At 53.5% G+C, this 13,549-nt stretch carries 10 protein-coding genes; 9 read left to right on the top strand and 1 reads right to left on the bottom strand.

The features are described 5' to 3' along the window. Positions 1 to 46 precede the first annotated feature (46 nt). The 8 genes from murQ to tadA all read left to right on the top strand — a co-directional run bounded on the left by murQ (position 47) and on the right by tadA (position 7,842). Complete coding sequence (gene murQ, locus GEAM_RS14040; protein ID WP_034792530.1) at positions 47 to 940, top strand: N-acetylmuramic acid 6-phosphate etherase; 894 nt, start codon at positions 47 to 49, stop codon at positions 938 to 940. A 38-nt stretch (positions 941 to 978) separates the two neighbouring features. Continuing rightward, positions 979 to 2,346, top strand: a complete 1,368-nt coding sequence (locus tag GEAM_RS14035; RefSeq protein ID WP_034792527.1) for a PTS transporter subunit EIIC — start codon at positions 979 to 981, stop codon at positions 2,344 to 2,346. Positions 2,347 to 2,350: 4 nt separating this feature from the next. Further along, positions 2,351 to 2,989 (top strand): phosphatidylglycerophosphatase C, encoded by a 639-nt coding sequence (gene yfhb, locus GEAM_RS14030; protein ID WP_034792525.1) that lies wholly within the window; start codon positions 2,351 to 2,353, stop codon positions 2,987 to 2,989. A 398-nt stretch (positions 2,990 to 3,387) separates the two neighbouring features. Next, positions 3,388 to 4,425, top strand: a complete 1,038-nt coding sequence (locus GEAM_RS14025) for a LacI family DNA-binding transcriptional regulator (RefSeq protein ID WP_034792523.1) — start codon at positions 3,388 to 3,390, stop codon at positions 4,423 to 4,425. Positions 4,426 to 4,556: 131 nt separating this feature from the next. Then, positions 4,557 to 5,864 (top strand): MFS transporter, encoded by a 1,308-nt coding sequence (locus tag GEAM_RS14020; protein WP_034792521.1) that lies wholly within the window; start codon positions 4,557 to 4,559, stop codon positions 5,862 to 5,864. Positions 5,865 to 5,903: 39 nt separating this feature from the next. Then, positions 5,904 to 6,668 (top strand): SDR family NAD(P)-dependent oxidoreductase, encoded by a 765-nt coding sequence (locus GEAM_RS14015; protein ID WP_034792519.1) that lies wholly within the window; start codon positions 5,904 to 5,906, stop codon positions 6,666 to 6,668. A gap of 51 nt (positions 6,669 to 6,719) precedes the next feature. Beyond that, the gene (locus GEAM_RS14010) at positions 6,720 to 7,136 is read left to right on the top strand and encodes an RbsD/FucU domain-containing protein (protein ID WP_034792517.1); all 417 of its coding nucleotides are present in this window, start codon (positions 6,720 to 6,722) and stop codon (positions 7,134 to 7,136) included. A 184-nt stretch (positions 7,137 to 7,320) separates the two neighbouring features. Further along, the gene (tadA, locus tag GEAM_RS14005; protein WP_256594477.1) at positions 7,321 to 7,842 is read left to right on the top strand and encodes a tRNA adenosine(34) deaminase TadA; all 522 of its coding nucleotides are present in this window, start codon (positions 7,321 to 7,323) and stop codon (positions 7,840 to 7,842) included. A gap of 1 nt (position 7,843) precedes the next feature. Here tadA and mltF read toward each other — a convergent pair whose 3' ends face one another. After that, on the bottom strand, positions 7,844 to 9,310 hold the full coding sequence (mltF, locus tag GEAM_RS14000) for a membrane-bound lytic murein transglycosylase MltF (protein WP_034792513.1): 1,467 nt from the start codon (positions 9,308 to 9,310) through the stop codon (positions 7,844 to 7,846). Between the two features lie 276 nt (positions 9,311 to 9,586). Here mltF and purL point away from each other — a divergent pair, with 276 nt between their 5' ends. Next, the gene (purL, locus tag GEAM_RS13995; protein WP_172468502.1) at positions 9,587 to 13,480 is read left to right on the top strand and encodes a phosphoribosylformylglycinamidine synthase; all 3,894 of its coding nucleotides are present in this window, start codon (positions 9,587 to 9,589) and stop codon (positions 13,478 to 13,480) included. Positions 13,481 to 13,549: the final 69 nt, after the last annotated feature.

The following is a 13,549-nucleotide window of genomic DNA, read 5'->3' as shown; positions in this document are numbered from 1 at the left end:
TCAAATATGAATTAATATTTTGAATTAAAAATTCAGGAGTCAGCCAATGAACCTAGGATCGCTCGTTTCAGAAAGCCGCAATCCGGCCACCATGAACCTTGATGAAATGACCACTTTGGAGATGGTCGCCACCTTCAATCACGAAGACAGCAAAGTGCCGGAAGCCATCCGCGCCGTGCTGCCAGAGGTCGCTCAGGCCGTGGATATGGCCGCCGCTTCCTTTAAGGCCGGAGGTCGTTTGATTTACCTCGGCGCGGGCACCAGCGGGCGTCTCGGCGTGCTCGACGCCTCCGAGTGCCCGCCGACCTTTGGCGTGCCTCATGGCTTAGTCGTTGGGCTGATTGCCGGTGGGCCGGGGGCATTGCTCAAAGCCGTAGAAGGAGCGGAGGATAGCGAAGAGCTGGGCGTCACCGACCTGAAAAACCTGCAAATCACCCCGGCGGACACCATCGTGGGGCTGGCAGCTTCCGGGCGCACCCCTTATGTCATCGGCGCGCTGCGCTACGCGAGAGAGCTGGGCTGCGCCACGGTAGCTATCTCCTGCAACCCGGATTCGCCAATTGCTCATGAGGCGCAGGTGGCGATTTCTCCGGTAGTCGGCCCCGAGGCGCTGACTGGCTCGACCCGTTTGAAATCCGGCACCGCGCAGAAGCTGGTGCTGAATATGATTTCAACCGGCGCGATGGTGAAAAACGGCAAGGTTTATCAAAACCTGATGGTTGATGTGAAGGCCACCAACGTCAAGCTGGTGGACCGGGCCTGCCGCATTGTGGTGGAAGCCACGGGTGCCGCGCGGTCCGATGCCGAAGCTGCGCTCTCGCAAACCGACTTCGAAGTGAAACCGGCGATTCTGATGATTTTGGCAAATATCAGTGCTCAAGAAGCCATTCAGCGGCTGACGGCGCACCACGGATTCCTGCGCGCGGCGCTCGCGGGTTAAGGCTTTCAGGCTGATGGGGGAAGGGTATGGCGACGGCAATGGACAAAACGCAGCTGCTGGCAACGCAAATCCTGCAACGGGTGGGTGGCGAGAGCAATATCAGTAAACTCGAAAACTGCATGACGCGAGTTCGAGTTGAAGTGCACGACGAGCAGCTGCTTGATTTGAAAGGTATTCAGACGCTCGACGGCGTTAAGGGCTATATCAAGCAAGGCGAGCAGCATCAGTTTGTGGTCGGCCCAGGCGCGGCGGCGAAGGTGGTGGATGCCATGCGCGAGCTGCTCTCAGGCGCGCCAGCCCCGGCGGCCTCGCAGGACCTGATTGCCCGAAATAAGGCCGATGCCAAGTCGAAATACTCTGCGCCTATGAGCGGCGCTTTGCGCCAACTCGCCAACGTTTTCATTCCTCTTATCCCGGCGTTTATTGCCTCCGGCCTGATCATGGGCATTATCAATTTGCTCAAGCGGCCGGACATTGCTGGCTCTCTGGCGCTGGATTACCCCAATATTCTCGGGCTGCTGGGGATCTTCGGCGGGGCGATTTTCGCCATCATGAACATTCTGGTCGGGGTTAACGCGGCGAGAGTGTTTGGTGGCTCACAGGCCATGGGCGGCGTGATGGCGGGCATTCTCTCAAGCCCGGCGTTGGCGCAAATTACCCTGTTTGGCGAAGCGCTCCAGCCGGGGCGCGGCGGGGTGATCGCGGTACTCTTCGTGGTCGCGCTGATGTGCTGGCTGGAAAAGCGGCTGCGCCAATGGTTGCCGGAGTCGGTCGAGCTGATCCTCAACCCGCTGATCACCACTCTCATCACCGCCACGCTGGCGATTGTTATTCTTCAGCCGCTGGGCGGGGTTATCTCCGATGCCATCGCCCACGGGGTGAATCTGGCAATCGACAAAGGCGGCTTGGTGGTGGGGGCCATTCTCGCTGGAACATTCCTGCCGTTGGTGCTTTCCGGCTTGCATCAGGGATTGGTGCCGATCCACGTGGAGCTGATTCAGGCCCACGGCTCCAATCCTCTGCTGCCGATTTTAGCCATGGCAGGCGTCGGACAAGTGGGCGCGGCCATCGCCGTTTACATGAAAACGCGCAATGCCCGGCTGAAAAAAGTGATTAAAGGTGCTCTACCTGTCGGTATTTTGGGCATCGGTGAGCCGCTGATTTTCGGCGTGACTCTGCCCCTTGGCCGACCTTTTATTGGCGCATGTTTGGGCGGAGCGGTCGGTGGTGCGCTAATCTGTTATTGGAAAGTGGCGACGGTGATCACTTTTGGTATCTCAGGTTTGCCTCTGGCCCTGACCATTGTGTCGGGAAAAGTGATGTTGTACCTCGCTGGGATATTGATTACCGTATTAGCCGGATTTATTTTCACCTGGATGATGGGGTTCAACGATCCCGAGGAGTAACGCATTGGGAGCGAAGGCGGATCGGCGAGTAGTATTTTTTGATTTGGATGGCACGCTGCACCAGCAGGACATGTTTGGCTCATTTATGCGCTTCCTGCTGTGGCGGATGCCGCAAAACCTGTTGTTAGTGGTGCCGCTGTTACCTGTCGTGGGTTTAGGCATGCTGATCCACGGCCGCGCCGCGCGCTGGCCGATGAGCCTGCTACTGTGGTCAATCACCTTCGGGCACAGCGAGTCGCACCTGAAGGACCTCGAACTGCGCTTCGTGAACTGGTTCCGCCAGAAAGTGGTGGCGTTCCCGGTGGTTCAGCGGCGGTTGCGCGAATACATTGAGAAGCACGATGCCGAAGTGTGGTTAATCACCGGCTCACCCGAAAACTTGGTGCAGCAGGTGTATAACGCTTCTCCTTTCTTGCCGCGCATCCGTTTAGTCGGTAGCCGCATGGCGCGAGGCAAGGGCGGTTGGCTTCTGCCACTGCGTTGTTTGGGCGAAGAGAAGGTGGTGCAGCTCGAGCAACGCATCGGCTCTCCGCTGAAGCTCTACAGTGGCTACAGCGACAGTAAACAGGACAACCCGCTGCTGTTCTTCTGCGAGCATCGCTTCAGAGTCAGCAAGCAGGGCGAGCTTCAGCAGCTCGAATAGTGGTGTGACATATCGGGCCGGTTAATCCGGCCCGATGCTTTTCCTTCCTCAAAAATCCTGCCTATATCTTCTCTAGATAGATTTTTTATCCGTATGACCATGCCATGCTGGAAGATTATTAAATAATGTAAAAATTAACACGAGAAATATGATTATAAAAAAACTTAACTCCTGAAGAATAAAACTCAATTGATAAATAATGATTTTAGATAACTGAACTTACCTTTACCTTCTATTGATTATGTTTAGTAAACACGCCTTCTTTTATATGACTATTTTCACAAAAGCATGACGTAAATATAAACAAACCTTTATCACCACTTGCTTGAGAATTTTTAGGACTATAGATTGTTAACAACGGTCAGGGTATTGCAAGTAACGGTTGAGGTATTAATCAGATGGCGAATATTAGAGATGTTGCTCGTCTAGCTGGGGTTTCAATTAGCAGCGTTTCCAACGTCCTGAATAATCGGCTCAATCAGGTAAGTTCTGAAACCCTTCAGCGTATTGAACACGCTATGTCTCAATTGAATTATCGCTCAGAGAGAAAGGCCGTTGCAGCAATCAATAATGACCAGACAAGAATTATGGGTTTGTTGGTGCCCTCGATTGTTAACCCTAGCTTTTCGGCATTAGCCCACGAGGTTGATCTCGCGGCACGGGCATATCGCTATAGAGTTTTACTCAGTAATTCTTATCGTCAGGAGCGTGAAGAGGCTTTATTTGTTGAGGATATGTTCTCACATGGCGTGCGCGGCATCATTGTTGCGGCCAGCGACATTCGCAAAACGCATTTTGTTCGGGCGGCCGAAAAAGGAATGTTTATTGTGAGCTACGACAGCCAGTTCTCAGACAACATGGCCAGCGAATCTCAGATAGACAGCGTATCAATGGACAACATTGCAGCCGGCCAGCTTGCGACACAGCATCTGATAGAACGCGGATGCCAGAATATCGTTTTTGCCACGGAATCTACCCTGACCATTGGCCGTAACCAGAAGATTGAGGGCTTTCTAACTGCACTTCGACAGCACTCAATGCAGCACCGAGTCATAGAATGCAAGGCCAGCAGTGAATATGGTGATACTGAGATGTACGAGCTGGGGTTAGCAATGGCGCGGGATATTCTCACTCTAACTCCCCGCCCCGATGGCATTGTTGCCATCAATGATGCACTAGGCATTGGCCTAATAATGGGGTTCCGGGCCGCTGGCGTGAATGTTCCTGAAAGCATTTCAGTCGTGGGTATCGATAATATTTCTATTTCCTCCTTTATCGAGCCAGGGCTCACTTCTGTCATGCCGCCGTTGGCCGAAATGGCCAATATTATGGTAGAGCGGCTTGTTAGTCGTATCAATAATGAAATACCCGAGTCCAAAGAGTTGCTCTTATCTCCAACCTTAGTTGAGAGAGGATCTGTTATAAGTAATAAATAATGTAGAGGTGTCATGAGGAAATAATTTCTTCTAAGACTTATTTTTTTATCTTTTGTTATACACCTAATCCAGGTGCTCTATTTTTATCTGAAAATCTTATCATTCCGATTAACTACATTGGATAAGTTTCTATGAAACAAAGAACGCCACAAGAAATTGAAAATAGCGCCATTAGGAAACTCACGTTACATATTGTTCCTTTAATGATTTTGCTGTATTTCTTGGCATTTCTTGACCGTAATAATATGGCCTACGCGGCTATGGCGCTGGAAGACAGTCTTGGATTAACGGCTTCGGCTTTTGGATTTGCTTCAGGGATATTCTTTATTGGGTATTTTATATTTGAAATTCCGAGTAATGCGGGAACGGTGAAGTTTGGTCCGCGTATTTGGTTTTCGAGAATACTCATATCATGGGGAATATTTGCCACTCTACTCGGCTTTGTTCGAACGCCGACCGAACTCTATATTTGTCGTTTCATGTTAGGTGTCTGCGAGGCCGGTTTTTTCCCGTCTGTTATCTATTACTTTACGGTGTTTTTCCCTGAAAAATACCGCACCAAGATCCTGGGTATGTTTATTATTGTCCAGCCGCTCTCTAATGCAATTGGATCGCCAATCTCAGGGTTTATTCTGAATATTGAAAATGGATGGTTTGGCTTTGAGCCATGGCAATTGTTGTTTATCCTTGAAGGACTACCACCGGTGATTATCGGCTTGCTGCTTCCCTTCATAATAAAGAACTCGCCTAAAGAGGTGGGATATTTAGATGTAGAAGAAAAAAGCTGGCTAATGAACAGTACACATCGTTCAAAATCAGGCTCTAAAATTAAACTGGCTGATTTTATAAACGGTGTGAAGAATAAAAAATACTTGCTTTACGCCATGCTGAATTTTGGCATGGTCTGTGGGATTTATGGCTTCGGTATGTGGCTGCCTTCTATTTTGACTTCAATCTCTGGGGATAACATTTTTAAAGTCAGTTTGCTGGCACTGATCCCTTATGGACTGGCGGCATTGCTTATTTATCCTTGGAGTTTATTGGCAAGTAAGACAAAGAAACTCGCCATATTTAGCGGGATCAGCATGATAGTCGGCGCAATCGGCCTAGTGGGGGCGATGGTTTTCTTTAAATATAACTTATTCGTCTCACTCTCTTTTTTATGTGTCGCGTCTATTGGTATTTACACTGCCGTGCCGTCGTTCATCTCTATGCCAGCCAATATTTCAAATGGTGCGGCGGCAGCGGCCGGATTAGCCGTAGTTAATTGCATCGGTAATATAGGTGGATTCGTCGCGCCATACACTGTGGGCGTGCTGACCGATCTCACTCATAGCAGCGCGTCAGGATTATTATTTATGGCGTCGTGCCTATTAATAACCGGACTGACTTGCATCTTTTATTGCGCTAGGCAGCGCGAAGGCGTCATCAATTCATAACCTTTCTTATAAATGAAATAGAGAGTAGAGGAATCATATATGGGCAGTTTGACTGGCAAGAGAGTTTTAATTACAGGTGCTGAACAAGGTATTGGTTGGGCAACGGCAGAAATGTTAATTAAAGCAGGATGCGATATTTACTGTCATTACCATAGTGACGAAAGCGGGCCTAAGGCATTGGTTGCGCTGGCAGATTCTCTCGGACAGAAAGCGGGCTATATGTATGGCGATTTAACCTCACTGGAGGAGACAAGTCGCTATGTCACAACGGGGGCAGAATTCCTCGGCGGCGTGGATATTTTGATTAACAACGTCGGCGGCATTGTGGGTAGAAAGTGGCTGGGGGAGATAGAGCATCAGTTTTGGCAAAAAGTTATCGATGTCAATTTGACCACCATGCTGAATGTCACTCAGTCCGCGCTGCCATTTTTACGGGAGGCGGCTGAGGGCGCCAGCATTATCAATCTCGCCTCATTGGCTGGCCGCGCTGGCGGGCACTCAGGCTCGTTGGTTTACTCCACAACCAAAGGGGCGGTGCTGACTTGGACACGCTCTCTGGCGGCTGAGTTGGGTGAGCAGGGTATCCGGGTGAATGCCGTCGCCCCCGGGTTAATTCTGGGAACGCGTTTCCATAATCGACACACCACAAAAGAATCGGCTGAAGAGACAATTAAGGCAATTCCATTGGGTAGAGCAGGGACGCCGGAAGATGTGGCGCGGGCAATCACATTCTTGGCCGCAGAGTATGACGGCTTTATCACGGGCACCACTATAGATGTTAATGGCGGAATTTATCGCATGTAAGTCATTCGCAGACAGTTCGCCACCACTGTCTGCCTTTGCTGAGAGAGAGCCATGATTAAGTTCGACGTTATCCACCCAGAGTTGCTCTGCGCGCTGGCGAAATGTGGCCATAAGAGCCAACTTCTAATCGCAGATAGCAATTATGCCCATGTAACCAATGCCCCGAAGGAGGCAAAAATCATTTATTTGAATTTGTCCCCGGGGTTACTCGGTGCCACGAGCATTCTCGAGAAAGTCCTGACCTGTATAAATGTAGAGAAAGCCGTTCTTATGGCATCACCCTCCGATTTCATCAATACCATTGAAGCCGAATATCGGCAGTTGTTGCCAGAACACTGCCTCATTGAACATCTCGAGCGTGAGTGTTTTTATGCGGCGGTTAAATCTGAGCAAACGTTATTGGTGATTGCCAGCGGTGAGCAGCGCCGCTTTGCCAACCTTCTCCTGACGGTAGCGCCAGTTTTGTGATCAGAAACGCCGCTAATGGCCGTATTTGCTGTGTCTGATGAGATGCTTGAGGCGCGGGCTAGTCGCTCATTTATCCGGCTGAGGACTTCTCCTCGCTATTAATATTTATCCGATCTCCTTATGGGTTAGGTAGAATTAGTGAGTACGCTATAATAGCGGCCGGATAAAAGTTGTAGAGGTGAGAGTGACTGAGCAATTCAGCGATGAAGATTGGATGCGCTACGCGTTGAATCTGGCCCTTAAGGCGCAGGATGAAGGAGAAGTGCCGGTGGGTGCCGTGTTGGTGCTGGACAATCAGGTGATTGGCGAAGGCTGGAACCGTTCGATTGGTCACCATGACCCCACGGCGCACGCCGAGATCATGGCGCTGAGAGAGGGCGGGCAGAAGGTGCAGAACTATCGCCTGCTTGACGCCACGCTGTATGTAACGCTGGAGCCCTGCGTGATGTGCGCCGGGGCGATGATCCACAGCCGCATTCGTCGCGTGGTTTATGGCGCGACTGACCTTAAAACCGGCGCAGCGGGCTCACTTTTAGACGTGCTGGGGCATCCGGGCATGAATCATCAGGTCAAAATCGAGTCGGGCGTGTTGGCCGACGAGTGTTCAGCCATGCTCAGCGCATTCTTCCGCTGGCGTCGCAGCCAGCATAAGGCGTTGAAACAGGCCGAGCGCGCCGCCAAAGCCGACGCCGCCGACCCGAGTTAACTCAGGGCGCGGCGGCCAGCACCTCTGTAGCTTCAACCGCCGGGTAACCGGCACCCAGTTGAGCCTGCAACGCCGCCTGCTGCGCCTGTTTTTTCTCTTTCTCCATCAAATATCCCACCAGACTTATCTCGTAACGGCGGATATTCTCAACATAATTATAAGCTTGGGTACCCCGCGCATAGCCGTAGGTGGTGCGGGAGAAATATCGCTTCTGGTTGAGCATCGGCAAGCGCTGTTTAACGTCCAGCCAGCTATCCGGATTACCTTTCTGATCCGCCGTCAGCTTGCGGGCGTCAAGCATATGCCCATATCCCATGTTGTAGGCCGCCAGCGCAAACCAAATCCGTTCATCCTGCGGGATGCTGGTGGGCATCTTGTCCATCAGGCGTGACAGATAGAGTGCGCCGCCCTGAATGCTCTGTTCGGCGTCGGTTCGGTCATCGACGTCCAGCCCCGAGGCCGTGGCGCGGGTCAGCATCATCATACCGCGAACCCCGGTCGGCGATTTGGCCTGCGGATCCCAATGCGACTCTTGGTAAGAGATGGCCGCCAGCAGTCGCCAGTCAATGTTACCGGCGTATTTCTCAAACAGCGGCTGCAGCGCGGGCAGGGTGGTGTCTATGGCTTTGAGGAAGGTGCGGGTATCGACATAGTCAAACTCCCCAACGTGGCCGAGATACTTCTCTTCCAACTTCTCCAGCGTGCCGTCTTCCGAGATTTGGCTGAAGAAATCCAGCATGGCGGCGTACAGGCTGTCGTCATCGGTTTTCTTACTGAAATACCACGTCACTGGCTCATCGGCGGTGGCGTTAAAAGCCACGGCAAGGCGCGGGTAGACGCGCTGCATCAGCGCCACGGTAACCGAGTCGCCCATGGTGTAATCGAGTTTGCCGTCGGCCACCTGTTGCAGCAGATCGCGCGGCGACAGCTTGTCAGTCTCGGTCCAAGTCAGGTCCGGGAACTTTTTCTGTGCGTTTTGCAGGGTGGTGACGTGGGCGGTGCCTGAGGAAACGGTCAACGAGCCTTTCACGTCAGCGAAAGTTTTTGGGCGTGCGGAACCCTGGCGATACAACAACTGTTGTGATACCGAATAGTATTCAGGCCCGGTGCGATAAGCATTCAGACGCTCGACATTGTAGATAAGCCCGGAGGCAATCAGGTCGGCCCGATTGCTGTCCAGATCATTGAACATGGTGTTGACGTTATTGTGCGGCGACATGACAAGTGTCACCCCAAGATAGTCAGCAAAGCGTTTTGCCAGTTCGTAGTCGAATCCGAGGTTTCCGTCTGGGCTGTTAAAAAAAGTCTGCGGGGAATTTAGCGTCGTAACGCGCAGCTCTCCACGAGACTTTATCTGTTCTAGTTGGTCACCTTCGCCACGATGCCATGGCACCGTCGGCCATAAAGCCAACGCCAGTAGCAACGCTGCGATACCCACTAGAAAGTAATTTAATTTTATGCGCGTCAAATAGTTATCTCTCTGCGGCGCTATTATTTTTGTGAGCTTATGCTCTCTACTTACTATGGTTATATTCCCAGTGCCGACGCATTTTGCTCAACAAAGCGACAGCCTGCAACTTTATTCACAATACCCATGCTTAAGATGTGTGTTAGCGAATATATCAATATTCCCTACGCAAACGGTTTCGTCACGCTTCGGCTTTCTTTATAATAGCCCGCGTTTTCCCCCTGTTGCGCCCAATGAAGCACTACGGTCAGTTGCTTCGAAGACGAGAGATCTGTGATTATGGAAATACTGCGTGGTTCGCCCGCTTTGTCGGCTTTTCGTATTAATAAGTTATTGTCCCGCTGTCAGGATGCCCATCTCCCAGTCAGTGATATCTACGCCGAATATGTACACTTTGCTGACGTCAGCGCACCGCTGAATTCGGACGAACAAACCAAATTACAACGCCTCCTCAAGTACGGTCCTTCTCTCGCTGAACATGCTCCTGCTGGCCGCCTGATGCTGGTCACGCCGCGTCCGGGCACGATTTCTCCTTGGTCTTCGAAAGCCACCGACATTGCGCACAACTGCGGTTTGTCTCAAGTACTGCGCCTTGAGCGCGGTCTGGCGTTCTACGTGCAAGCGCCGAGCCTGACTGATGCCCAGTGGCGTCAACTGGGTGCTCTGCTGCATGACCGTATGATGGAAACCCTGTTTGACCGTTTTGAAGATGCCGAAGCGTTGTTCGCTCAGCATCAGCCTGCTCCGGTGCAGTCCGTGGATATCCTTGGCGAAGGCCGTTCTGCCTTAGAAGCGGCAAACACCAAACTGGGTTTGGCGCTGGCGCAGGACGAAATTGACTATCTGATGAACGCTTTCGCGTCGTTGGGGCGCAACCCGACTGACATCGAGCTGTACATGTTTGCGCAGGCTAACTCCGAGCACTGCCGCCACAAGATCTTCAACGCAGACTGGGTGATCGACGGTCAAGAACAGCCTAAGTCGCTGTTCAAAATGATTAAAAACACTTTCGAACACACGCCAGATCACGTGCTGTCGGCTTATAAAGACAACGCCGCCGTGATGGAAGGTTCGCAAGTAGGGCGCTTCTACGCCAACGACAAAGACGGCCTGTATGATTTCCATCAGGAACAGGCGCATATCCTGATGAAGGTGGAAACCCACAACCACCCAACGGCTATCTCTCCTTGGCCGGGCGCGGCAACCGGCTCCGGCGGCGAGATCCGCGACGAAGGCGCAACGGGTCGCGGTGCGAAACCAAAAGCCGGTCTGGTTGGCTTCTCGGTGTCTAACTTGCGTATTCCGGGCTTTGAACAGCCGTGGGAAGAGAACTTCGGCAAGCCAGATCGCATCGTTACCGCACTGGATATCATGACCGATGGCCCACTGGGCGGCGCGGCCTTCAACAACGAGTTTGGTCGTCCGGCGCTGCTGGGCTACTTCCGTACTTATGAAGAGAACGTTAACAGCCACAACGGCCCTGAGCTGCGCGGTTACCATAAGCCCATTATGCTGGCGGGCGGCATCGGCAACATCCGTGCTGACCACGTGCAAAAAGGCGAAATCACCGTCGGCGCCAAGCTGATTGTGCTGGGCGGCCCGGCGATGAATATCGGTCTGGGCGGCGGCGCGGCCTCTTCTATGGCTTCTGGCCAGTCTGACGCGGATCTTGATTTTGCTTCCGTGCAGCGTGACAACCCCGAGATGGAACGCCGCTGTCAGGAAGTGATCGACCGCTGCTGGCAGCTGGGCGAAGCTAACCCGATTCTGTTCATCCACGACGTCGGCGCGGGTGGTTTATCTAACGCCATGCCTGAGCTGGTAAGCGACGGCAATCGCGGTGGCCGCTTCCAACTGCGCGATATTCTGAATGACGAGCCGGGCATGAGCCCGCTGGAAGTCTGGTGTAACGAATCCCAAGAGCGCTACGTGCTGGCCGTCTCTCCGGCCCAGCTCGAGCAGTTCGACGCAATCTGTAAGCGCGAGCGTGCACCTTACGCGGTGATTGGTGAAGCGACCGAAGAGATGCACTTGTCTCTGGAAGACAGCCACTTCGACAATCAGCCAATCGACATGCCGCTGGACGTGCTGTTAGGCAAAACGCCGAAAATGACCCGCGATGTCACCACCTTGAAAGCTAAGGGTGACAGCCTGGATGCGGAAAACATTCAGTTGGCAGAAGCCGTCAAGCGCGTGATGCATTTACCGGCCGTGGCGGAAAAAACCTTCCTTATTACCATCGGCGACCGTACGGTGACCGGCATGGTGGCTCGCGACCAGATGGTTGGCCCATGGCAGATCCCGGTTGCTGACTGCGCGGTCACTACCGCCAGCCTCGACAGCTACCACGGCGAAGCCATGTCGCTAGGCGAGCGTGCGCCAATCGCGCTGCTGGACTTCGCAGCTTCAGGCCGCATGGCCGTCGGCGAAGCGCTGACCAACCTTGCCGCAGTCGAAATCGGCAATCTGAAACGCGTTAAGCTTTCTGCTAACTGGATGTCCGCAGCCGGTCATCCGGGCGAAGACGCTGGCCTGTACGCGGCGGTTAAAGCCGTCGGCGAAGAGCTGTGTCCGGCGCTGGGGATCACTATCCCGGTCGGCAAAGACTCTATGTCGATGAAAACCCGCTGGCAGGAAGGCAACGAGCAGCGCGAGATGACTTCTCCACTGTCTCTGGTTATCACCGCGTTTGCTCGCGTCGAGGACGTGCGCAGCACGGTCACTCCGCAATTGCGCACTGATAAGGGCGACACTGCGCTGCTGCTGGTCGATTTGGGCCTTGGGCATAACGCACTGGGCGCTACCGCGCTGGCACAGGTTTATCGCCAACTGGGTGACAAGCCTGCCGATGTGCGCAGCGCTGAACAGCTTGGCGGCTTCTTCAACGCCATGCAGGCGCTGGTCGCTGAGCGCAAACTTCTGGCTTACCACGACCGTTCTGACGGCGGCCTGCTGGTGACGCTGGCCGAGATGGCCTTCGCGGGCCACTGCGGGCTGAATGTTGATATCGCAGCTTTAGGTAAAGACGCGCTGGCAGCGCTGTTCAACGAAGAGCTTGGCGCCGTGATACAGGTACGTGCTGAAGACCGCGCGGCTGTTGAAGCGACTTTGGCGAAATTCGGCCTTGGCGACTGTTCTCACTATCTGGGCAGCGTCGAGCAGGGCGATCGTTTCGTTATCACTCAGGGCGACAAGCCGGTTTACAGCGAAAGCCGCACCACCCTGCGTACTTGGTGGGCGGAAACCACGTGGCAAATGCAACGCCTGCGCGATAACCCAGAGTGCGCCGACCAAGAGCATGAAGCCAAGACGCATGACCGCGATCCGGGCCTGAACGTGAAGCTTAGCTTCGCACCAGACGAAGACGTGGCAGCACCTTACATTGCTAAGGGCGCGCGTCCGAAAGTGGCGGTGCTGCGCGAGCAGGGCGTTAACTCACAGGTTGAGATGGCGGCGGCGTTCCACCGTGCTGGTTTTGACTCGATCGACGTCCACATGAGCGATCTGCTCAGCGGACGCCGTGATCTGCAAGAGTTCCACGCGCTGGTGGCCTGCGGCGGCTTCTCTTACGGCGACGTGCTGGGCGCTGGCGAAGGCTGGGCGAAGTCGGTGCTGTTTAATGACCGCGTGCGTGAAGAGTTCGAGGACTTCTTCCATCGTCCGCAGACCTTGGCGCTCGGCGTGTGTAACGGCTGCCAGATGATGTCGAACCTGAAAGAGCTGATCCCGGGGGCTGAACACTGGCCGCGCTTCGTGCGTAACCTGTCAGATCGCTTCGAGGCTCGTTTCAGCTTAGTGGAGGTGACTGCTAGCCCATCCATGTTCATGCAGGGCATGGCGGGTTCACGTATGCCAATTGCCGTTTCCCACGGTGAAGGCCATGTTGAAGTGCGCGACGCTGTGCATCTGTCTCAGCTTGAGCATGCGAATCTGGTCGCGCTGCGCTTCGTGGACAATAACGGTCAGGTTACCGAAAACTACCCGGCTAACCCGAACGGTTCACCAAACGGTATCACCGCAGTCACTAACTTGTCGGGCCGCGTGACAGTGATGATGCCGCACCCTGAGCGCGTGTTCCGCACTGTGAGCAACTCTTGGCACCCAGAAGAGTGGGGCGAGGATAGCCCGTGGATGCGCATGTTCCGCAATGCGCGTAAACAGCTGGGCTAATGTTTAGCTGAGATGACATTGAGCTGAAATGAAAAACCGGAGTGCTTCTGCCTCCGGTTTTTTTGTGAT

The sequence above is a fragment of the Ewingella americana ATCC 33852 genome (assembly GCF_000735345.1).
GTDB classification, from domain to species: Bacteria; Pseudomonadota; Gammaproteobacteria; order Enterobacterales; family Enterobacteriaceae; genus Ewingella; species Ewingella americana.
The sequence above is the reverse complement of the archived record's forward strand: the minus strand, read 5'-3'. Positions and strand labels throughout refer to the sequence as shown.